Origin of the sequence: Tsukamurella paurometabola DSM 20162 (assembly GCF_000092225.1) — a bacterium.
Classification (GTDB): Bacteria; Actinomycetota; Actinomycetes; order Mycobacteriales; family Mycobacteriaceae; genus Tsukamurella; species Tsukamurella paurometabola.
Window position 1 is genome coordinate 1,942,963 of the sequence record NC_014158.1, and the last position, 22,019, is coordinate 1,964,981.

The window sequence follows — 22,019 nt, forward strand, 5'->3', positions numbered from 1 at the left end:
CATGGAATTCGGATACGACGCCACGACCACGGAGCTGATCGCCGAGGTCAACGAGTTCATGGAGAGCCACGTGTACCCGGCGGAAGAGACGTTCCACCGGCAGCTGGGGGAACTCGACAACCGCTGGGCCTGGGACAGCGTTCCCGTGCTGCAGGAACTGCGCGCCGAGGCCCGTCGGCGTGGATTCTGGAACTTCTTCCTACCCGGTGAGGGCGGCGCCGGACTGACCAACCTCCAGTACGCTCCGCTGGCCGAGATCTCGGGCCGCGCATTGCATCTGGCCCCCGCGGTATTCAACTGCGCCGCGCCCGACACCGGCAACATGGAGGTGCTCAACGAGTTCGGTACCCCGGAGCAGAAGGAGCGCTGGCTCACGCCTCTGCTCGACGGGTCGATCCGGTCTGCGTTCGCGATGACCGAGCCCGACGTCGCCAGCTCCGATGCCACCAACATCGGGCTGTCCATCGTCCGCGACGGCGACGACTACGTGATCAACGGCCGCAAATGGTGGATCACCGGTGCCATGAATCCCAACTGCAAGATCTTCATCGTCATGGGCAAGACAGCGCCCGATGCCGAACGACACCGCCAGCAGTCCCAGATCCTGGTGCCGCGTGAGACTCCCGGGGTCGAGGTACTGCGCGGTATGGAGGTGTTCGGCTACGACGATCACAACCACGGTGGCCACGCCGAGATGCGGTTCACCGATGTTCGCGTGCCGGCCAGCAACCTGATCGGTGAGGAGGGCGGCGGTTTCGCCGTCGCCCAGGCCCGTCTCGGGCCCGGACGAATCCATCACTGCATGCGGTCGATCGGTGTCGCCGAGCGCGCTGTCGAGTTGATGTGCGACCGGGTATCCGGCCGCACGGCCTTCGGGAAGCCGCTCTCCGAACAAGGGGTGATCCGCGACTGGATCGCCGAGTCGCGCGTGAAGATCGAGCAATTGCGCCTGTTGGTGCTCAAGACCGCCTGGTTGATGGACACAGTAGGTAATCGCGGCGCGCACACCGAAATCCAGGCGATCAAGATTGCGACTCCGCAGACGGTGCAGTGGATCTTGGACAAGGCCATTCAGGCCCACGGCGCCGGTGGGCTCTCGCAGGACTTCACCCTGGCCGAGTACTACGCGGGCATTCGTACTCTCCGGTTCGCCGACGGTCCCGACGAGGTACACAAGAATTCCCTCGCGCGCGCCGAGCTGAAGAAGCGGGCGGCGGCGAAGTGACGGGGCCGGGCGCGCAGGACCTGGCACAGCGGATCGAGGACTTCCTCGCCGCGCATCCGCCGGCCACGACGGACCCGCTGGACTTCCTCCGCGCCCGGTACGACGCAGGCCTGGCGTGGGTCGCCTATCCCGAGGGGCGCGGGGGATCGGGCCTGTCCCGGTCCCTGCAACGGGCCGTGGATGCGCAGTTCGCCGCGGCCGGGGCACCCGACAACCGCAGCCACGTGAACGGGATCGGGCTCGGAATGGCGGCGCCCACGATCCTGTCCTTCGGCACCCCCCAGCAGATCGACCGCTTCCTGCGCCCGCTGTGGACCGGCGAGGAGATCTGGTGCCAGCTGTTCAGCGAGCCCGGCGCCGGCTCCGACCTCGCGGGCCTCGCCACCCGCGCGGTGCGCGATGGTGACGATTGGATCGTCACCGGCCAGAAGGTGTGGACGTCGGGCGCGCACAACGCGCAGTGGGCGATCCTCGTTGCCCGCACCGACCCCGATCAACCGAAACACAAGGGGCTGACCTACTTCCTGTGCGACATGTCGGATCCCGGGATCGACGTGCGCCCACTGCGCCAGATCACCGGCGAGGCCGAGTTCAACGAAGTCTTCCTCACCGGCGTGCGGATCCCCGATGCGCACCGCCTCGGCGAGGTCGGGCAGGGCTGGCAGGTCGCGAACGCCACGCTCAACAACGAACGGGTGGCGATCGGCGGCCGCGCGGCACAGCGCGAGGACGGCATGATCGGCGTCGTCACGCGGACCTGGCGGCAGCGACCCGAACTACGTACGCCCGGGCTGCATGACGATCTGCTCCGCCTGTGGGTCGACAGCGAGGTCGCGCGGGTCACGGCGCTGCGTCTGTCCCAGAAGCTCGCATCCGGCCATCCAGGACCCGAGGGTGCCGCGATGAAGCTCTCCTTCGCGCGGCTCAACCAGAAGCTTTCCGGTCTCGAGCTGGAGTTGCTCGGCGAGGACGGACTGCGCTACGGCGACTGGACGATGGTGCGCCCCGACCGGGTCGACTTCTACGGTCGTGACGCCGGCTACCGATACCTGCGTGCCAAGGGAAATTCGATCGAGGGCGGTACCTCCGAGATCCTCAAGAACATCGTGGCGGAGCGGGTCCTGGGTCTGCCGCCGGAGCATCGCGTCGATAAAGACCTGCCGTGGAAGGACGTGCCCAAATGAGCTTGACCCCCGATCTGCTGCTGACCGACGTCGAGGAGGATCTGCGCTCGGCGGTCCGCGATCTGCTCGAACGGCGCAGCGTACCGTCGGATCTCATCGCCGCGTACGACGGTGCCCCCGTGCCCGGGATCGACGCCGAGCTCGCCGCGATGGGCGTGGCCGGGCTGCTCGTTCCGGAGCGGCTCGGCGGGGCCGAGGCCGGAGTCGCCGTCGCGGGCGTGGTGGCCGACGAGCTGGGGGCCGCGGCAGCATCGTCGTCGTTCCTCACCTCCGCGGGGATCGCGACCGCGGTGGCGCTCGCGGCGGGCGCGGACGACCTGGTTGAGCGGCTCGCTTCCGGTGCGGCCACGGCGGCTCTGGTCGTTCCCTTTTCCGTCGACCCGCACGGACCGCTCACGGGCGGTCCGGTGGCCGACGGGGCGATCACGGGCACCGTCCGCTCCGTGGCGGGCGCGATCGGGGCCGACGTCCTGTTGGTCTTGGGCGACGACGGTGCGCTGTACGCCCTCGATGCCGCGCGGACTCGTGTGAATCCGGTGTCCTCACTGGACATGACCCGTCAGGTCGCGGACGTGACCTTCGACGGGGCGCCGGGCACCCCTCTCACCGCCGACGGTGCCGCGGCCGTGCGTGCGGGCCTGCTGACCGGGGCGGCGTTGCTCGCCGCGGAACAGGCCGGAGTCGCGCGCTGGTGCGTGCGGACGACAGTCGGCTACCTCAAGGAACGCAGGCAATTCGGCCGGGTCGTCGGTGGGTTCCAGGCGCTCAAGCACCGGCTCGCCGAGCTCTACGCCGACACTGAATCCGCTGCGGCGATCTCCCGGTCCGCCACCGTTACCCTGGGCGATCTCGGGGCGGAGGATCCCGAGAGCGTCCTCGCGGTGGCCGTGGCCGCGGCGTATTGCTCCGACCTGGCCGTGCGCGCCGCCGAGGAGGCGGTGCAACTGCACGGCGGTATCGGTATGACCTGGGAGGCGCCGGTGCACCTGTATCTCAAGCGCGCCAAGGCAGATCAGATCGGTCTCGGGACCCCCGGTAAGCACCGTGCGGCCCTCGCCGGGCTCGCCGATGTGCCCGCCTGAGCGCGAACCACCCCAGGAGGGAGGAATCATGGGAGCCGTCCACACCGTCACGGGAGACGTCGATGCCGCCGAACTCGGCGTCACGCTGATGCACGAGCACCTCTTCGTGCTCACCCCCGATATCCAGCAGAACTATCCGGAAGATTTCGGCGACGAGGACGCCCGCATCGAGGACGCGATCGGCCAGTTGCGCAAGGCTTACGACGCGGGTGTGCGCACCATCGTCGATCCGACGGTGGTGGGCCTGGGGCGATACATTCCCCGCATCCAACGGATCGCTGATCGCACTCCGGTACGGATCGTCGCCGCCACCGGCGTGTACACCTACCGAGATCTACCGCGTTACTTCATGTACCGCGGACCGGCGCTCACCGCGATGACGGGCATCGACTTCCCGGATCCCATGGTGGACATGTTCGTCCGGGACATCACCGAGGGGATCGCGGACACCGGAGTGCGCGCCGGCATGCTCAAATGTGCCATCGACCGACATGGCCTCACCGAGGGTGTGGAACGCGTGATGCGGGCGGTGGCCAAGGCGCACCATGCCACCGGTGTGCCGATCACGGTGCACACGCATCCCGGGTCCGAGAGCGGTCTCATCGTCAAGCGCGTGATGTGCGATGAGGAGGGCGTCGACCCTGCTCGGATCGTGTTGGGGCACAGTGGTGATACCACCGATGTCGAGCACCTGTCCGCACTCGCCGACGCCGGGTTCACGCTGGGCTTCGACCGATTCGGGATCAACCTGGAGACCACCTTCGAGGCCCGCAACGACACCCTGATCGAGATGGTGCGCCGCGGCCATGCCGACCGGATCGTGATCTCGCAGGATGCCGCCTGCTACATCGATTGGATCGATCCGAACGTCAAATCCGGTATGACGCAGTGGCACTACACGCACGTCTTCGACGACGTCTTCCCCTATGTGCTCGAGCGCGGCGTGACGCAGGCTCAGATCGAGACCATGCTGGTGGATGTGCCGCGGCGTGTACTGGTGGGGCAGTAGCAGTGTCGTTCAACCTGGCGATCATGCTCCGCGAGTCTGCCGCTGCGACGCCCGAAGCGCCGCTGCTGTTCGCGGGCGACCGCGTGCTCAGCTACCGCGAGGTCGACGACTGCTCCGGCCGGGTCGCGTCGGCGTTGCTCGCTCGCGGTCTCGTGCCCGGCGACAAGGTCGCGGTGCAACTGCCCAACCTGCCCGAATTCGTGATGGCCTACTTCGGTGTGCTCAAAGCGGGCCTGACCATGGTTCCGCTGAATCCGTTGTTCACTGCGCGGGAAGTGGAGTACCACCTCGGCGACAGCGATTCGCGAGCGCTCATCACCTCCGATTCCTCGGCCGAGGCCGCGGGCGCCGGCGCCGCCGCCGCAGGCGTCGATGACGTCCTGGTCGTGTCCGAAAACGCCTCGATCCCACGGGGCGCCACTGCCTTCTCCGACCTGCTCGCTACCGCGGGCAGCGGCGAGATCCATCCCACTGCGTCGGACGATACCGCCGTCCTGTTGTATACCTCCGGAACCACTGGGCGGCCGAAGGGCGCCGAGCTCACCCACTTCGAGCTGTACATGAACTGCACCGTCGCGCCGCAACTGTTCGGGATGACGGCGGCGGACGTCGCGCTCGGCGTACTGCCGCTGTTCCACGTGTTCGGGTTGTCCAGTGTGCTCAACGCTGCTGTCCGGTACGGCGGGTCGGTCGCGTTGGTCCCGCGTTTCGAGGCCGCAGCGGTACTCGACGTGATGGAGCGACGCCGGGTGACCGTGCTGTCGGGAGTGCCCACCATGTACGTCGCGCTGCTCGGTGCCGGCCCCGGTGGTCGCGACCTGTCCGCGTTGCGCGCTGCGGTCTCGGGTGGGGCCTCGATTCCCGGCGGTGTGCTGCGAGGTTTCGAGGAGGCGTTCGGCGGGATCGCCGTGCTCGAGGGCTACGGTCTATCCGAGACGGCCAGCACCGCCACGTTCAACATCAGTGCCGACCAGCGCAAGGTGCTATCGATCGGCAAGCCGATCTGGGGTGTCCAGATGCGGATCGTCGACCCCGACGGTGTGGAACTGCCGCCGGGGGACGCTCACGTCGGCGAGGTGCTGGTCCGTGGCCACAACGTGATGAAGGGGTACTACAAGCGGCCCGAGGCGACCGCGGAGGCACTGCGCGACGGATGGCTGCATACCGGCGATCTCGGGTACCGCGACGAGGACGGATACTTCTTCATCGTCGATCGGCTCAAGGACTTGGTGATCCGCGGCGGCTACAACGTCTATCCGCGCGAGATCGAGGAGGTGCTCTACACCCACCCCGATGTCGTTGAGGCCGCGGTGGTCGGGCGGCCCGACGAGCGCCTCGGCGAGGAGGTCGAGGCCTTCGTGGTGCTCCGTCCCGGCTCGGCGACCGATACCGAGGCGCTGACCGCTTTCGCACGCGAGCGCCTGGCCGCGTACAAGTACCCGCGGTCATTCGTCATCCTTCCCGAACTGCCCAAGGGGGCCACCGGCAAGATCCTCAAGCGGGAGCTGCGCGCACCGCGGTGAGCTTCGGGGGCGCCCGCGAACCCGAGCCGAACGATGATCGTCGTCGCGAAGAACGGCGCCAATGGGCGAAATGGTCGTTTGCGAACCTTTTGACCTGCGTAAGCAGGCGCTTAGAAGTTTCGCGGAACTGGTTGACATGAACGTCAACGTCAATCATTCTATGTGTCGGGGGTCACATTCTCTTACATTCGGGAGTCACATGTCAGTCACGCCGTCCGCCGCGCTCGACGAGGGCGATCGCCGCAAATCCCACCGCAAGCTCCTCACCGCCGGGCTCGTCGGCAGCTCTATCGAGTGGTACGACTTTTTCGTCTACGGCACCGCTGCCGCTCTGGTCTTTCCGAAGGTCTTTTTCCCGAACGCGTCGCCGCTCGTGGCGACGCTGGCGGCGTTCAGCACCTTCTCGATCGGGTTCATCGCGCGGCCACTCGGCGGCATCCTCGCCGGCCATTACGGCGACAAGCTCGGTCGCAAGCCCATGGTGTTGCTGTGCCTGATCGCGATGGGAGCGGCCACGTTCCTCATCGGCTGCCTGCCATCCGCGAACGTCGCGGGCATGGCCACCGTGGCGCCCGTGCTGCTGATCACCCTCAGGTTCGTGCAGGGCCTCGCATGCGGCGGCCAGTGGGGCGGAATCGTGCTTCTGCTCACCGAATCCGCCGGCCCCAAGCGGCGCGGCTTCGCCGGTACGTTCGGGCAGATGGGCGTGCCTCTCGGTCTCGTGCTCGGCAACCTGATGATGATCGTGGTCAGCTACGCGATGCCGAACGACGCCTTCCTGAGCTGGGGATGGCGAATCCCCTTCTGGGCCAGTGCAGCCCTGATCCCGGTGGTGCTCTACATCCATCTCAAGGTCGAGGATTCGCCCGAGTTCCGACAGCTCAAGGCCGAGGTCGAGGCCAAGCGCGGTGAGCAGGCGCAGGTCGCCGCGGCACCGCTGTCCGAGGCTATCGGCAAACACTGGCGCAAGATCCTGCTCGGCGCGGGCCTCCTCGCCGGCACCAACTCCGCGTTCTACGTGTCCATCGCCGGATTCCTCAGCTACGGCACCCAGAAGACCGCAGACGGTGGACTCGGTATGGACCGCAACACCGTGCTCACCTCCATCCTGGTGACCTCGATCCTGATGCCTCTCGTGATCATGTGGGCCGGGTCCGCCTCCGACCGGCTGGGCCGCCGTCCACTGATCCTGCTCGGCGGCGGCGTGCTCATCCTCTGGGCGTTCCCGTTCTTCCTGCTCGCCAACACCGCCTCCGGAACCTTGCTGGTCATCGCCATGCTCGTCTCCAGCGCCGGTCAGGCACTGACGTACGGCCCGCTGGCCGCCTTCATGGCCGAGTTGTTCGAGCCGCGAGTGCGATACTCCGGTGCGTCTCTGGCCTATCAACTGGCCGCCGTCGCCGTCTCCGGCGTGGCGCCCCTCCTGATGACATGGGTGATCGCGGAGACCGGCTCCACCTGGGGAGTGTCCCTCTATCTCGCCGCAATGGGTCTCATCACGCTGCTCAGCGCCTGGTTCCTGCCGGAATCGAATCCCGCTGCCGTCCGTGAGGATCCCGCGGCGGTGCCCGGCGTCCCGGCCACGGCGTAGCCGTCCGCCGGCGTCCTTGAAGCCGAGCCGGGAGCCGAGCAGACTCGTGAGTGTGACGATCAGCGAATCTCAGGAGCGAGCCCGGGCCTCGCGCAAGGACGCCGGCGGAGCCCGCCGCGCGGAACTGCTGCAGGCGGCCGCCGAATGCTTTGACGATCTCGGCTACGCCGCGACGACCGTCGAACTCATCGCGGCGCGGGCGCAGACCTCCCGGCCGACGTTCTACGCCTACTTCCGGTCCAAAGACGAGATCCTGCTCGCCGTCATGGACCGCGTGGGCGCCGAACTCGAGGCGACTCAGTTCCTCGACGGCATGGACACCCTTGAGCCCCGCGAGGTGATCGCGGCGACCATGCGCGCGTACGCCGATGCCGTCTTCGCCAACGGTGGCCTGGTACCGCTGTTCGACGCGATGGCGGCCGTCCGGGACGACGTCGCCCAGATCTGGGACCGACTCATGCGGCGCACCCATCGCCGCTACACCCGGTACCTCGCATCCCTCGACCCCGCGAGCATCGATCTGTGCATCGAGCCCGGTGCGCTCGTGCAGATTCTCAATGACAGCATCCACCACGGCGCCAAACGCGTAGCCCGGGGTGACGCCGATGAACGCGAACGCTTCATCGCGGACCAGATCCGCATCACCGAACGACTGGTCGGCTTCCGCTGAGTCGGCCCCGACCCCACTGGGAGACCACCCGCCATGACGGGCACTACCGCAGACCTCGCCGCCCTCCTCGACCGCGCCGCCGACGAAGTCAATGCTGTGCGGCAGCGGAACTGGCCGCCGCAGGTACCGCGCACCGTCGACTATCCGGCAGGGACGCCCACCGTGGTCGAGCACCTCAGGTATTGGGCGCGGCACCGCCCCGATACCGTCGCCATCTCGTTCTACGGGAGCGACCTCACCTACGCCGAATACGACGAACTGTCCGACAGATTCGCTGGATACCTTCTCGCGGAAGGTATCCGATCGGGAGACAGTGTCGGGGTGTATCTGGGCAACTGCCCGCAGTTCGCCATCGCGATGCTCGGCATCCTCAAGGTAGGTGCCGTCCACGTCCCGATCAATCCGCTCCTCAAGGGGCACGAGCTCCGTCACGAACTCGACGATGCGCAGGTCGGCCTTCTGCTGGTACAGATCGAACTCCTCGATCTCGTCGACACCGTGCGCGCGGAGACCGCGGTACACACCGTGCTCGTGACCGCGCTCGGCGATCTCGTTACCGACCCCGCCGATGTGCCGGTGCCATTCCCAGTGGGACCCGATCCCCGCAGTGACTGGTACCGGGTGACGGCGGCAGACCGCGCACCGGTACGCCCGTCCGATCCCGATGCGGTCGCCGCACTCAACTACACCGGGGGGCACCACCGGACTCCCGAAGGGATGTCAGCACACCCAGCGGCACATGGCGTACACCGCGGCCACTGCGACCCTCGGCGGGGGCCACGAGGTGGGCCGGCCGGGTGCTGTGGCCCTGAACTTCCTACCCGTATTCTGGATCGCCGGAGAGGACTTCGGCATTCTCAAGCCGCTCCTCAATGGTCAGACCGTGGTGCTCATGGCCCGATGGGATGCGGCCTGCGCTGCCACTCTGATGGCCCGGTACGCGGTGACTGAAACGGTGGCCACCGTGGACAACTACGTCGAATTGATGGACTCACCCGGTGTCGCCGGACGCGATCTCGCGAGCCTCGCCCATCCGCTCGCCGTCTCCTTCGTGCTGGCGCTCACCCCAGAGATCCGCCGGCGCTGGCGGGAGTGGACCGGCGGCACGCTGCGCGAGGCGTCCTACGGCATGACCGAGACCCACACCGCCGACACCTTCACCCTGGGCTTCCAGAACGACGACCGCGACCTCGCCGGCGATCCCGTGTTCTGCGGACTGCCCGTGCCCGGCACGGACATCCTCGTTGTGGACCACGACGGTGCTCCCGTCCCGATCGGCGCGACGGGCGAGATCGTGGTGCGCAGCCCCTCGATCCTCACCGGCCACCACCGCCGGCCGGAGGCCACTGCGGCGGCGATCCGGCACGGGTGGCTGCACACCGGTGATGTGGGCAAGCTGGACGCATGGGGTGCGGTGCACTACCTCGCCCGCACCAAGGAGATGATCAAGGTGAACGGCATGTCGGTGTTTCCCGCAGAGGTCGAGGCGCTCCTCAAGCGGCACCCATGGCTATGTCAACTGGGAGTGGCCCCACTGGGACGGTTTGATTTGGCCCCGGGCGTAGTCTGGTTCGCGGTGGGGCGGGTTGTGTCGAGTCCTGGTTGACTGGGGGGCATGGTCGAGGATCTGTCTGCTGTGGCCCGCGAGTATGTGGAGGGGCTGAGCCCGCAGGAGAGACGGGTTGTGCTTGATGCGGTGGTGAACGCGCGGTTCGCTGCAGAGGTCGATGCTCTGACGCGGGTGCGGCAGCCGACGCTGCTACCTGTGCCTGACCGGGTGGTCGGGTTTCGTGTCCGGTTGGATCTGCATGGCGCGAAGCCTCCTGTGTGGCGGCGGCTGGAGTTGCCCGGCGATCTGACACTTTCTGCTGTGCACGAGGTGATCCAGGCGGCGATGGGCTGGTACGACTGTCACCTGCACAAGTTCAGGACAGGCAGCGATCATCGTTCTCCGGCCTTCCTGACGGCATTCGATGTCAGCGAGGGCGAGGAAGGGGTGCTGGAGCAGGATGTCCGGCTCGATCAGGTCATCGCGGGCGTGGGTGACGAGCTGTGGTACGAGTACGACTTTGGCGATGGCTGGGAGCACAAGCTCAAGGTTGAGCAGGTCCTCGACACCTGTCCGTCTGCGTCGCTGTGTGTGGCGGGGAAGAACGCGTGCCCGCCTGAGGACTGCGGTGGTCTGGGCGGGTTCCATGAAGTAGCACTGTGGGTTCGCAAGGGTAGGGACGCGGCGCACCTTCCTGACAGTTTCGGCAGCGCGGAGGAGGCGAACGACTGGCTCCCTGGGGGCTGGGACCCGGATGTCTTCGACGTCGATGACGCCAATGCCGCCATCACGCTCGCTCTTTTCGATCCTGCTTCGGTTCTGGCTCCAGGCCACGGTGAACTGGGGCAGATCGCCCATCGGCTGACGATGCAGGGCAGCTCGTTGTTGCAGGGGGTGCTCGCGCGGCCGCAGTCGCACGGCCAGGCCAGTGTGTCCGCCGCGGAAGCTGAACGGCTCACCGAGCCTTACCGTCTGCTGCTCGAAGAAGTCGGTGAGGGGGTCAAGCTCACCGCCGCGGGTTACCTCCCGCCTGTTGTGGTCGAGCGGTTCGCGCAGCGCAGTGGCATCGCGAACTGGTGGATGGGAAAGGCGAACCGGGAGGATCTCACGCCTCCGGTGGCGACGGTGCGTGAAGCGGCGCAGGCGGTGGGGCTACTCAGTGTCCGCAAGGGCAGGATCAGCCCAACCCGGGCTGCTCGTCGCATCGGCGGTGACCCCACAGCGTTGTGGGAACACATCGTGGGACGGCTTCCTTGCGGTACCAAGGATTTCGATCGTGAGGCCGGATGGCTCCTGCTTGCCGTGGTCGGGAGCGGAACACCGGTGGAGAACTGGCGAAAAGAGGTCAGTGACCTGCTCTACGCAGCAGGATGGAGAACCGGCGGCGCCAACCGCTACCCGATGATGCTGCCCGTGACGAGCCCGACCTACACGATCCTCGAGAGCATGACCGATACGCACCGCGATAGATGGCACGTGCGCGGAACAGACGACGGTATCGCTGCTACCGCCCGCGCAGTGCTCAACCAGCGATAACACCGCTGGTCAGTGCTGGCACCCGGTTACTGGTGGTGGGTGGCTGCGATCATCTCTGCCAACGTCAGCGGCAGATCCGCAGGCGTGTATAGCAGGGCTGTGCGAGGTTCGATTCCCATCAACTTGGCCACCCGCTCAATTTCGGCGTTGAGGATCTGATCGATCACCTCGTCGGTGACCGCAATCCCCCGTCGCCGGGCAGCGGCTTGCGTCTGCTCCGCCAGCAGCGCGAACCGCTCGGTGCCTCGCGTTATCGCCATACCCGCCACCGTATCGAGTGCCGTTGAAGTCAGCGAGTCATGCCCGTCTGTCAGAACTCTGCCGCCCCCTCGGTGTGTGCGAGTCGGTAGCTGTGGGTGCCGGTTTCGATGATGGTGCCGCGGTAGGTCAACCGGTCGACGATGGCGGCGCAGAGCCGGGGGTCGGTGAAGGTGTCGGTCCAGCCGGAGAAGGATTGGTTGGAGGCGATCGCGACGCTGTTCTTCTCCTCGCGTTCGGTGAGGACTTGGAAGAGCAGTTCGGCGCCGCGGCGGTCGAGTTCCATGTAGCCGAGCTCGTCAATGATGAGCAGGTCAACGCGGCCGTAGCGGTTGATGGTCTTGGCGAGCTGCTTGTCGTCAGCGGCTTCGACCAGCTCGTTCACCAGTTTCGTGGCGAGGGTGTAGCGGACTCTAAAGCCCTGCTCAGCGGCGGCGGTTCCCAATCCGATCAGCAGGTGGGATTTGCCGGTTCCGGAGTCGCCGATCAGGCAGAGCGGCAGGCCGTGGCGGATCCAGTCGCCGGTGGCGAGCTGGTGGATGGTGGCGGCCTCGATGTCGGGGTTGGCGTCGAAGTCGAAGTCCGCCAACCACTTATCCCTCGGGAACCCGGCGGCTTTCACGCGGCGAACAGTCGAGCGCCGGTCGCGGTCATCGACCTCCGCCAGGAGGAGTTCGGCGAGGAACCCCTGATACGAGAGCTGTTGCTTGGCCGCGGCGGCGAGGTGCTGGTCGATCATCGACCGCACCGTCGGTAGCCGCAGGCGTCGGCAGGCTTGGTCAACGGCAGCGATCGCGGCTTCTTCGGTGAGACCTCCGCGGCGCCGCAGTGATGGCGCCAGCGTGGTGGCCTGGGACTTCGAGGTGGTGGTGCTCATGGGTGCCTTTCCGGAGTCGGTGGTGGTGGAGCGTCTGAGGCGGTGCGCCGACGGAGGAGCCGGTCGTAGGCGGCGACCGTCGGTAGTGGCCGTCGGTCAGGTGGGAGGCCGGCGATCACCGCGGCCGGGTCTGCGAGGCGTCGTTGGGTGAGGCTGACAACTCGTTGCTCACGCCGATCAGCGTGGCGAACGCGATGACGACCCGAGCTGGCCCCACCCGTCATGTCGCTAGTGGTCAGCAGTGCTGCGTCTGCGCGGCGGGCCTCCACCGCGACCACCTCGACGGTCACCGCCCCGACCCGCAATGCAGCGTCGATGCCGGCAGTCACCGCGTCCGCGGGCAGGCTGCGGTGCAAGAGCAGCACGTCGATCAGCTCGCTGGTGCCGTCGACGTCACCGTTCACTCTTCGGGCTGCGGCCCAGAACGCGTCGTGGCTGGCGGTGAACACCCCCGCTGCGCGGGCTTGAGCCAACGCTGTTGATCCCGGCAGGGCGCCGGGTTTGAACTTGAGAACCTCGAGGTAGTGGTCGAGGTCGACCTTCGCGATACCGCGGCCGGCGACGCGCTGGTGCCGCGCGACTAGGGCGCGGCCGTCGTAGACCAGCAGCTGAGAGGCCTGCAGGGAGACGCGGACTCGGCGGCCGATCAGATGCGCCGGCACCGAGTAGCGGACCATCCGAACGGTGATCATCGCCGAGCGGTCCACCCGCGGTGTGAGGACCAGACCAGGGTCGAAATCCTCCACCGGCAACGGAGCCAGCGCAGCCCGGTCGTGCTGGTAGTCCTGGCCGACGGTCCGCAGTCGGCCGTCGATACGCCGGCCCTCATCGCGCGCTTCCCAAGTTTTGATCTGCTCGTTGAGCTCATCAAGGGACTCCACCTGCGGCATCGGGGTCAAACGGTTGCGGCGAAACCAACCGACCTCGCCCTCAACGCCACCCTTCTCATGCGCCCCGGCGATACCAGGCTGGCAGTAGAACGGATCGAACCCGTAGTGCGAGTGAAACAACGTCCAGCGCGGGTTCTCCTGCCGGCGCCGGTCCCCGCCCTGCAGCACCGCGACCACCGCCGAGGTCAGGTTGTCGTAGCGGATGTGCCGGGTCGGGACCCCACCGAGCTCGCGGAACGCCTCCACGTGTCCTTCGAGGAACGCTTCCTGCCCGCCGATCGGATAGACCCGGTGAATGGCCTTGCCCGAATGCGAGAGCCGGTAGACGAACATGTGGCACTTGGTCTTGACCCCGTTCAGGATCACCCAAACCTCGCCGAAGTCGACCTCCGCCTCCGCACCCGGCGCGTGATCCTGAGCGATGAACACCTCCGTGCGCCGTCCGGCCTCCACCTCGATCTGCGCCCGCCGAACCCGCACGTAGTCCCGCACCGTCGAATACGACAACTCGACCGCGCCGTGCTCGATCGCCAAACGTTCCCGGATCCGCGTCGCCGTATGCCGCTGCTTCCGAGGAGCCTGAAGATCCGACCGCAGCATCGCATCGATCGCCGCCTTGAACGGATCCAACCGCGGCGATGACCGCTCCGGCGTCTTCCGCGGCGGCGGCTCCGCCGACGACAACGCCTGCCGCACCGTCCGACGATGCACACCATGTTTCCGGGCTAACGCCCGGATACTCATGCCCTCGACCCGGGCATCCCGCCGAATCTGCGCGAACAGCTCCACCTTCGATCCCATCATCGACCACCACCTGCTTCAGCTCGGAAACGATGTTCACGAGCAACCATCAGATGGGGCCAGATCAAACCGCCGCAACACCACCGGCGAGTCGCAAACGGGTCCAAGTCAAGCCGTCGAACCGGGGCCTACCCAAGCTGTCACAACCACACCCAGGTGTCGCGGCCGTCTCGGTGGTTCCGCGACCGGACCCGCGCCGCGGACAGATTCCGCTGGCCTTCGTGGTTGCAGGGGAGGCGGTGGATGCCGCTGCACTCGCCGAATGGTCTCAGGCGAACATGGCGTCGTACAAGGTGCCCGAGTTCGTCTTCGTCGACGCACTGCCCATGACGGCGACCGGCAAGGTGCGCAAGGGGGAGTTGTTCGAGCGGGCCGAGCGAATCGCTGCCGAAGGGAACACGAAGTGAAACTGCTCATCGCCAATCGCGGCGAGATCGCCCTGCGCGTCGTCCGGACCGCCCGCGAACTGGGCATCCCGACCGTGGCCGTGTTCGCCGCCGATGACGCCGACACCCCGCACGTCGCTGCCGCAGATACGGCGATCGCCCTCCCCGGAAGCGGACCCGCCGCCTACCTCGACCAGGATGCAGTGCTCTCCGCGGCGCTGAGTTCCGGGGCGGACGCGGTGCACCCCGGCTATGGGTTCCTGGCCGAGAGAGCCGATTTCGCAGACCGGTGCCACGCCGCAGGCCTCACCTTCGTCGGGCCGGCCCCTCACGTCCTGCGCACCTTCGGCGACAAGGCGCGGGCTCGCGCCGCCGCGACCGCGGCAGGCGTCCCGGTACCCGACGCCACGGCCGGTGGTGCCGACCTGCCCGCGGTGCGCCGCTTCGCCGCCGAGCATCCTCGCGGCGTGATGATCAAGGCCGTCGCAGGCGGTGGTGGCCGAGGTATGCGCGCGGTGCTTCCCGGCGACGACGTCGACGCCGCCTACCGCGCATGTGTCTCCGAGGCCGAACTCGGCTTCGGCGATGGCCGGGTGTTCGCAGAGGAATTGCAGGCGGGCGTTCGGCACATCGAGGTACAGATCGTGGGAGACGGGATCGCCGCGCTTGCCATCGGGGACCGGGACTGCAGTGTGCAGCGCCGTCACCAGAAACTCATCGAGGTGGCCCCTGCGCCAGCGCTGTCCGACGGGCTGCGCGCCGAACTGCACGCCGCCGCGGCGCGGCTGTGCGCAGCCGCGGGCTACCGCGGCGTTGCCACCGTCGAATTCCTGGTGGGTGAGGACGCGGCGGTGTTTCTTGAGGTGAATCCCCGGATCCAGGTGGAGCACACCGTGACCGAGGAAGTCACCGGTGTGGACCTGGTGGCGGTGCAACTCGCCCTCGCCGAGGGGTGCAGGCTGGCCGAACTCGACCTTCCGGCCGGCGTCAGCAGCCGCGACGGCGCGGTCGGCGGTGCCACGGCAGCGGCCACGGGAACCGCGGTCCAGGTGCGGGTCAATCTCGAAACCCCGCTCGCCGACGGCACCGTCGTCCCGAGCGCGGGAACCCTCGCCGGCTACACCCCGCCCACCGGTCCGGGAGTCCGCGTCGACGGTTACGGCCGGCCGGGCCTGACCACCTCAGCCCGCTACGACTCCCTGCTCGCCAAGGTGATCGTGCGGGCGGCGAACCCGACGCGCGCCTATGCCAAAGCCGAGGCGGCGCTGGGGGAGTTCGTGATCGACGGCCCCGATACCAGCATCGACCTGATTCGCGCCGTGCTCACTGACGCCGAGTTCCGTTCGGGCCCTGTTGATACGGGCTACCTGGAACGACGCCTCGCCGACCTGGTGCCCGGTTCGCCGGTCGTTTCCGCGGCCGAGCCGGGCTCCTACGATGCGGACGTGCTCACGGCGACTCTCACCGGCACCGTCGTCGCCGTGGCCGAGACCGGTGCGGCCGTCGAATCCGGTGCGGCCTTGGTGGTCCTCGAAGCGATGAAGATGGAGCACGAACAGACGCTCGCCATGTCGGTGATCGTTGCCGACGTGCTGGTGCGGCCAGGCCAAACGGTGTCCGCAGGCACCGCATTGCTCACCTTCGTGCCCGCGGATGAGGCAGTCGCCGGTGGCAACGGCCGTGCCGCCGAGGATCTCGATCGCTCGCGCGCCGACCTCGACGAGGTGGCCACGAGGCACGCCGTCACCGAGGATGCGTGCCGGCCGGATGCCGTGGCCAAGCGCCACCGGATCGGTCGACGCACCGCGCGCGAGAACATCACTGACCTCGTCGATCCCGATTCCTTCACCGAGTACGGCGCGCTGGTGCTTCCCGCACAGCGGAACCGGCGCTCGGAGGAGGATCTCATCGCCGTGGGACCCGCCGATGGACTCGTCGGCGGCCTGGCCACCATCGGTGGCCGCGAGGCGATGGTGATCTCCTACGACTACACGGTGATGGCGGGAACCCAGGGGTGGCGCAACCACGCCAAGACGGACCGGCTGCTCGAGATCGCCCGCCGCAGAAGGGTGCCGGTGGTGCTCTTCGCCGAGGGCGGCGGCGGCCGGCCGGGTGACACCGACTTCGATATCGTCGCTGGATTGGACGTACCCACCTTCCGGTCGATGGGGGCGCTGCGCGGCGAGGTCCCGCTGATCGGCGTGGTCTCGGGCCGGTGCTTCGCCGGCAACGCCGCCCTTGCGGGGGTGTGCGACCTGCTCATCGCTACCCCGGACTCGAATATCGGCATGGGTGGACCGGCAATGATCTCCGGCGGTGGACTCGGCGACTTCCCACCCGAGGCCATCGGCCCGATCGACGTCCAGTGCCGTAACGGAGTGGTGCACCTCGTCGCCGACGACGAGATGCAGGCCGTGGCTGCTACGCGGCGATGCCTGGGCTACTTCACCGGCGCCGTCGAGGATTGGTCCGCTCCCGATCCGCGGCGCGCGCGGCACGTCGTGCCCGAGAACCGGCTCCGCGCGTACGACGTTCGCGCCGTGATCGACGCCATCGTCGATGAGGGATCGGCCACCGAGCTGCGTCGGGACTACGGCAACGGCATGGTCACCGCGCTCGTGCGCGTCGAGGGGCAGCCGTACGCCCTCATCGCCAACAGCACCCGGCACCTCGGTGGTGCCATCGATGCCGATGCCGCGGACAAGCTCGCGGATTTCCTGGAACTGGCACAGGCCCACGGACTTCCGCTCATCTCCCTGTGCGATACGCCGGGATTCATGGTGGGGCCGGATGCCGAAGAGCAGGCCACCGTCCGGCGGTTCTCCCGGCTCTTCGTGGTGGGGGCGCGGCTCACCGTGCCGATCGGCGCCATCCTCCTGCGCAAGGGCTACGGACTGGGTGCGATGGCGATGACCGGCGGTTCCTTCCACGCGCCGCAGTTCACCGTCGCGTGGCCCACCGGTGAGATCGGCGGTATGGGCCTCGAAGGCGCGGTACGCCTCGGCTTCCGTAAGGAACTCGCAGCCGCCACCGACGAGGCCGCCCGCGCCGAACTGTTCGACCAGCTCCTCGCTCTGGCATATCAGCGTGGCCGAGCACTGCACGCCGCCACCACGTTCGAACTCGACGATGTGATCGACCCGGCGGCCACCCGAGCGTGGATCCGTACCCTCGCGCGGTAGGCCGAGGGCACGGACCCGCGACACCTACCGGACCCTGCGGTAGAGCCGTTCGAGCGCGACGACCAGGATCACGGCGATCACCACGTGCATCACAGCGAGCGCTACGGTCGACGGTGCATCGAAATCGGTTGCCACGGTGCCGGCGATCGTGCCGAGCGAGGCCGCCGCTCCCACCACTGCGGCCACCCGCAGGATCGGCGCCCAGGCCAGCGACAGCAGGACGGCGAGCGTCATACCGACGGCCAGTGGTACGACGGTCATCAGGATCACGCCGCCTGGCGCTACGGAGGCGCGAGCACCGTCGGTGTCGGTCATGGTGAAATCGCCACCCGCGGCGATCCCGATCAGCCACAGCATGAGGTTCAGCACGAGTGCGGCGAGCACCGCACCGACGACGGCAGTCGTGCGCGTGAACCGCAATGATGCGCTGCGGGGTGGGGCGATGGTGGTGGTCATGGTGGCTCCTCGGAGTCGTGGTTTTCAGAACGACTCCATTGCACAACCAGAACCATTATTGAGGTCAAGGGTCTGACCCCGGGCCGGCGGTCACGGCGGTTCGGTCACGGTGCTTCGAGGCCCGACTGCGCCGCGATCACCGCGGCCTGCACCCGGGACTGCACACCGAGCTTCATCAGCACCCGCGAGACGTGTGTCTTCACGGTTGCCTCGCCGATCTCGAGTCGGCGTGCGATCTGATAGTTCGACAGGCCGGCGCCCAGCCCCGCCAATACATCTCGCTCCCGGCCGGTGAGTGAGGACAGGTCCGGGTGCACCGCAGTCGGTGGCGCAGGCAGGGAGGTGATCACAGCGCGGGTGACCTTCGGGTCGAGCACCGCATCGCCGGCGGCAACCGCCTGCACGCCGCGGATCAGCTCGTCGCCGCCCGCGGACTTGAGCAGGAAGCCGCTCGCTCCCGCCGCGAGCGCGCCCAGGACGTAGTCGTCCAGATCGAAGGTGGTGAGCACCAGCACGGCCGCATCGGTCTCCGCCACCACATGCGCGGTCGCGGCGATGCCGTCCACTCGCGGCATCCGTACGTCCATGATCACCACATCGGGCCGCAACGCCTTCGCCTGCCGCAGGGCGGCGGCCCCGTCGGCCGCCTCTCCGATCACCTCCACCTCACCGGACGACTCGAGCAGCAGACGCAGGCCCGCTCGGATCGCGGCGTGATCGTCGGCCAGGACCACGGTGACCGTCACGGCGTGGCCACCTGCATCGGGATCCTGGCTCGGACCACCCAGTCCCGGCCTCGTGGCCCGGCGGAAGCATCGCCACCCACCGACTCGGCGCGGAAGGCCATGTTCTGCAACCCGTTTCCGGATCCGGTGGTGATGCCGACAGGGAGGGGATTGGTCGCGATCACGATCAGTTCGCCTCCGTCGATGGTGAGGGTGATTTCGAGTGGTGTGCCGGGTGCGTGCTTGGTGGCATTGGCGATGGCCTCGCCGAGTATGCGGGTGGTGGTGGCCTCGACCGCGATCGGGAGCGCGGTATCGCCGGGCCCGTGCACCGTCACCGTTCCCCCTGCCGCCTGCGCGATATCGATCAGCGGGTCCAGCGAGGCGAGGGTGGTCCGCACCGCCGCGTCGTCGGGCGAGGTGAGCAGGTTGATCGTCGAACGCATCTCCTCCAGGGCGGCGAGGCTGCCGGACCGTATCGTCTTCAGCACCCCGGGATCGCCGGGGGAGCGCTGCGCCGCATCCGCGAGGATCGCAACCGCCGACAGATGCCCGGCGACGGTGTCGTGCAGTTCGCGCGCCAGCCGCCGGCGTTCCTCCGTGATGGCGGCAGCGCGCCGACTCTCCCCTTCGGCGCGCTCGAGGTGGGCAAGGCGACGATAGGCACGCACCGCCCGCGCGTAGCCGATCGGTGACCAGGTGACCGCCACCATCACCAAGGTCGCGTAGACGCCGCCCTTCACCCCGCCGTACACCGTCGCGACGATCGCGGCTACCACCGTGAGCAGTACGGACACCCAGGCGACGATGTCGGCGAGCCGGCGGCTGCCCAGGGCCGTGGCCAGGTAGATCACGTCGGACAGCGCGATCCACAGAGCGACGGACGGTCCGAACGGGAGGTCCCACGCGACCAGCGCCAGCATCAGCGCGAAGCCGAGCGCCGGCCGGTCGCGGGCCAGTACCTGGATCGCGAGGGCGGCGCACAGCAGGCCGAACTTCACCTGCCAGGGATACACGTGCTCGTTCGAGGCCACGATCGACCAGCCGTCGGCGATCCACAACAGGATGCCGACGGCGGCGACGCCGATGGCGGAGACGCCGGCGAACTCGGACGTCCGCGGGATCCTGTCGGCCATGCCTCATATTGCAGCACACCGGGGCGGATTCGGGGTCCGTCGAACGGGGGATGGGCGGATCGCCCTTCGATGGACGACGTGGTGGCTGGGGTGCGTCACTGTGGAGCCATGAGCGAGTTGAACAATCCGGTTCTGTGGACCATCGCCGGCTGTGAGATCGGCTTCTGGGTGCTCGTACTCGGCGGCCTGTCGCTGCGCTACCTCGCGCGGGCGAAGAAGGCGGGCGGCCTCGTGCTGGCCCTGGTGCCCGTGCTCGACGTGGTCTTGATCATCGCGGTCGCCGTCGACCTGTACCGCGGCGGCGAGGTGGGCATCGGGCATCGGCTGGCCGGCATCTATCTGGGCTGCACCATCATGTTCGGGCCGCGGATGATCGCGTGGGCCGACGCGAAGTTCGCCCACCGCTTCGACGGAGCGCCCGCGCCCTCCACGGTGCCCAAGCTGGGTCCGGAGCGCACCCGCAAGGAGTGGGCCGACTTCTACCGCTGGATCGGCGCCGTCGCGATCGCCGCCGCGGTCACCGGCCTGCTCAGTGCGACCGTCGCGGATGATTCCCAGCGCGAGCAGTTGTTCGGCATCTTCGGCGGACTCGGCGTGGTCACCGTGATCTGGTTGCTCACCGGGCCGCTCTGGGTGGCGGGCCGCGGAGAGACCGCCAACCGCTGAGTGATCCGGTTCGCGGTAGCGGTCGGACGGCGGGCCGACGTGGGTGCCGAGAATTCCGCGGGAGAAACCGTCGTTGAGGAAGCGGATTGTCCGCAATTGCGAATATTCTTCTGCTGTCCAGGTGGTTCCTCTCGATCGGAGAATTCGATGCCCCCGACCCCGTTCACCATCGCCGTGCCCGACGACGAGATCACCCAGTTGCGAGACCGCCTGCGGGCGACGCGGTTCCCCGACGTCGCGCCCAACACCGACTTCGCTCGCGGCACCTCCGGCGAGTACTTGCGGGAGCTGGTCGCCTACTGGGCCGATGAGTTCGACTGGCGCCGAGCCGAGTCTGCCCTCAACGACATCCCGCAGTTCCAGGCCGAGATCGGCGGCCGGACGGTGCACTTCATCCACCGGAAGGCAGCACCATCGCGCGGAGCGATCCTGCTGCTGCACGGCTGGCCGGACACCCCGTTCCGATACCGCCGGGTCCTCGACGATCTGACCGCCGCCGGGTACGACTGCATCGTGCCGTCGCTGCCGGGGTTCGGATTCACCGGCGGCCACGCTCTGTCCAGCGCCGATACCGCCGACCTGTTCACCCGCCTGATGACCGAGACCCTGGGCTACGAGTCCTTCGTGGTGGCAGGCGGTGACGTGGGCACCGTCGTCGGTACCCAGATCGCCCGCCGACACCCCGACCAGGTGCGCGGCCTGTATCTCACGAACGCCGAGTACCCGACCGGTGCCGAGGCCGACCTGACCGAGGAGGAACGCGAGTACGCCGAGTTCATTCAGTACTGGTGGGCCACGCAGGGCGGATACGCCGCCGTCCAATCCACGAAGCCACAGATCGTGGGCCCCGCACTCAACGACAGCCCGGCCGGGCTCGCCGCGTGGATGCTGGGCCTCATCGACACCGGCGCCCAGGACCACGATGTGGAGGGCGCGTTCGGCGGCCGCGACGAGCTGCTGACCAACGTCAGCATCTACTGGTTCACGCAGACCGCCGCGACGGCCGCCGACAGCTATGCCGCCGACGGCTGGGGCGGCGAGGCCACCCGGGTCACGGTGCCGACCGCGATGGCCATCTACCCGCGCGAGGCGCAATCTCCGCGCTCCTGGTGCGAACGGGCCGCGAACGTGGTCCGGTACACCAGCATGCCGCGGGGCGGCCACTTCGCGGCGCTCGAGGTGCCGCAGGACTTCTCGGGCGATCTGCTCGCCTTTGTCGAGGACCTCGGCTAGCGGCACCGCCCGAACGCGAAACGGCCCGGCGGAAATCCGC

At 68.0% G+C, this 22,019-nt stretch carries 18 protein-coding genes and 1 pseudogene; 13 read left to right on the forward strand and 6 right to left on the reverse strand.

What is annotated here, in order from left to right; all coding sequences use genetic code 11:
• Position 1 precedes the first annotated feature (1 nt).
• From TPAU_RS09305 to TPAU_RS09345, 9 genes and pseudogenes are all read left to right on the forward strand, one after another.
• On the forward strand, positions 2-1,225 hold the full coding sequence (locus TPAU_RS09305) for an acyl-CoA dehydrogenase family protein (protein ID WP_013126501.1): 1,224 nt from the start codon (positions 2-4) through the stop codon (positions 1,223-1,225).
• Positions 1,222-2,409 carry an acyl-CoA dehydrogenase family protein gene (locus TPAU_RS09310; protein WP_013126502.1) on the forward strand — a complete coding sequence of 396 codons (1,188 nt, stop codon included), beginning with the start codon at positions 1,222-1,224 and terminating at the stop codon, positions 2,407-2,409. The genes TPAU_RS09305 and TPAU_RS09310 overlap by 4 nt, the downstream gene beginning before the upstream one ends.
• Positions 2,406-3,491: an acyl-CoA dehydrogenase family protein gene (locus TPAU_RS09315; RefSeq protein ID WP_013126503.1), complete on the forward strand. Its 1,086-nt coding sequence runs from the start codon at positions 2,406-2,408 to the stop codon at positions 3,489-3,491. The genes TPAU_RS09310 and TPAU_RS09315 overlap by 4 nt, the downstream gene beginning before the upstream one ends.
• Before the next feature lie 28 nt (positions 3,492-3,519).
• The gene (locus TPAU_RS09320; protein WP_013126504.1) at positions 3,520-4,500 is read left to right on the forward strand and encodes a phosphotriesterase family protein; all 981 of its coding nucleotides are present in this window, start codon (positions 3,520-3,522) and stop codon (positions 4,498-4,500) included.
• Positions 4,501-4,502: 2 nt separating this feature from the next.
• Positions 4,503-6,023, forward strand: a complete 1,521-nt coding sequence (locus tag TPAU_RS09325) for a long-chain-fatty-acid--CoA ligase (RefSeq protein ID WP_013126505.1) — start codon at positions 4,503-4,505, stop codon at positions 6,021-6,023.
• A 199-nt stretch (positions 6,024-6,222) separates the two neighbouring features.
• Positions 6,223-7,614: an MFS transporter gene (locus TPAU_RS09330; protein ID WP_013126506.1), complete on the forward strand. Its 1,392-nt coding sequence runs from the start codon at positions 6,223-6,225 to the stop codon at positions 7,612-7,614.
• A gap of 52 nt (positions 7,615-7,666) precedes the next feature.
• Positions 7,667-8,284: a TetR/AcrR family transcriptional regulator gene (locus tag TPAU_RS09335; RefSeq protein WP_245537868.1), complete on the forward strand. Its 618-nt coding sequence runs from the start codon at positions 7,667-7,669 to the stop codon at positions 8,282-8,284.
• A gap of 33 nt (positions 8,285-8,317) precedes the next feature.
• A pseudogene (locus tag TPAU_RS22360) lies at positions 8,318-9,860 on the forward strand (AMP-binding protein); the annotation flags it as partial.
• 39 nt (positions 9,861-9,899) lie between these two features.
• Positions 9,900-11,369: a plasmid pRiA4b ORF-3 family protein gene (locus tag TPAU_RS09345; protein ID WP_041944212.1), complete on the forward strand. Its 1,470-nt coding sequence runs from the start codon at positions 9,900-9,902 to the stop codon at positions 11,367-11,369.
• A 26-nt stretch (positions 11,370-11,395) separates the two neighbouring features.
• On the opposite strand, the gene TPAU_RS09350 is transcribed toward TPAU_RS09345, so the two are convergent.
• The 3 genes from TPAU_RS09350 to istA are packed head-to-tail and all read right to left on the reverse strand — an operon-like array spanning position 11,396 to position 14,195.
• Positions 11,396-11,629, reverse strand: a complete 234-nt coding sequence (locus TPAU_RS09350; RefSeq protein WP_013124932.1) for a hypothetical protein — start codon at positions 11,627-11,629, stop codon at positions 11,396-11,398.
• A gap of 50 nt (positions 11,630-11,679) precedes the next feature.
• On the reverse strand, positions 11,680-12,504 hold the full coding sequence (gene istB / locus TPAU_RS09355) for an IS21-like element helper ATPase IstB (RefSeq protein ID WP_013124931.1): 825 nt from the start codon (positions 12,502-12,504) through the stop codon (positions 11,680-11,682).
• Complete coding sequence (istA, locus tag TPAU_RS09360) at positions 12,501-14,195, reverse strand: IS21 family transposase (protein WP_041944211.1); 1,695 nt, start codon at positions 14,193-14,195, stop codon at positions 12,501-12,503. Before istA ends, istB begins: the two co-directional genes overlap by 4 nt.
• Before the next feature lie 53 nt (positions 14,196-14,248).
• Here istA and TPAU_RS22365 point away from each other — a divergent pair, with 53 nt between their 5' ends.
• Positions 14,249-14,602, forward strand: a complete 354-nt coding sequence (locus TPAU_RS22365) for an AMP-binding enzyme (protein ID WP_342612232.1) — start codon at positions 14,249-14,251, stop codon at positions 14,600-14,602.
• Positions 14,599-17,763, forward strand: a complete 3,165-nt coding sequence (locus TPAU_RS09365) for an acetyl-CoA carboxylase family protein (protein ID WP_013126508.1) — start codon at positions 14,599-14,601, stop codon at positions 17,761-17,763. The genes TPAU_RS22365 and TPAU_RS09365 overlap by 4 nt, the downstream gene beginning before the upstream one ends.
• Before the next feature lie 24 nt (positions 17,764-17,787).
• Here the strand turns inward: TPAU_RS09365 and TPAU_RS09370 are convergent, their stop codons facing one another.
• The 3 genes from TPAU_RS09370 to TPAU_RS09380 form a co-directional block, all read right to left on the reverse strand.
• Positions 17,788-18,219, reverse strand: a complete 432-nt coding sequence (locus TPAU_RS09370; protein ID WP_013126509.1) for a DUF6069 family protein — start codon at positions 18,217-18,219, stop codon at positions 17,788-17,790.
• A 104-nt stretch (positions 18,220-18,323) separates the two neighbouring features.
• Complete coding sequence (locus tag TPAU_RS09375; protein ID WP_013126510.1) at positions 18,324-18,965, reverse strand: response regulator; 642 nt, start codon at positions 18,963-18,965, stop codon at positions 18,324-18,326.
• Positions 18,962-20,080: a sensor histidine kinase gene (locus tag TPAU_RS09380; protein WP_013126511.1), complete on the reverse strand. Its 1,119-nt coding sequence runs from the start codon at positions 20,078-20,080 to the stop codon at positions 18,962-18,964. The genes TPAU_RS09375 and TPAU_RS09380 overlap by 4 nt, the downstream gene beginning before the upstream one ends.
• 108 nt (positions 20,081-20,188) lie before the next feature.
• Here TPAU_RS09380 and TPAU_RS09385 point away from each other — a divergent pair, with 108 nt between their 5' ends.
• Both TPAU_RS09385 and TPAU_RS09390 read left to right on the forward strand, forming a co-directional pair.
• Positions 20,189-20,746 (forward strand): hypothetical protein, encoded by a 558-nt coding sequence (locus tag TPAU_RS09385; RefSeq protein ID WP_013126512.1) that lies wholly within the window; start codon positions 20,189-20,191, stop codon positions 20,744-20,746.
• A 147-nt stretch (positions 20,747-20,893) separates the two neighbouring features.
• Positions 20,894-21,979, forward strand: a complete 1,086-nt coding sequence (locus TPAU_RS09390; protein WP_013126513.1) for an epoxide hydrolase family protein — start codon at positions 20,894-20,896, stop codon at positions 21,977-21,979.
• Positions 21,980-22,019 lie beyond the last annotated feature (40 nt).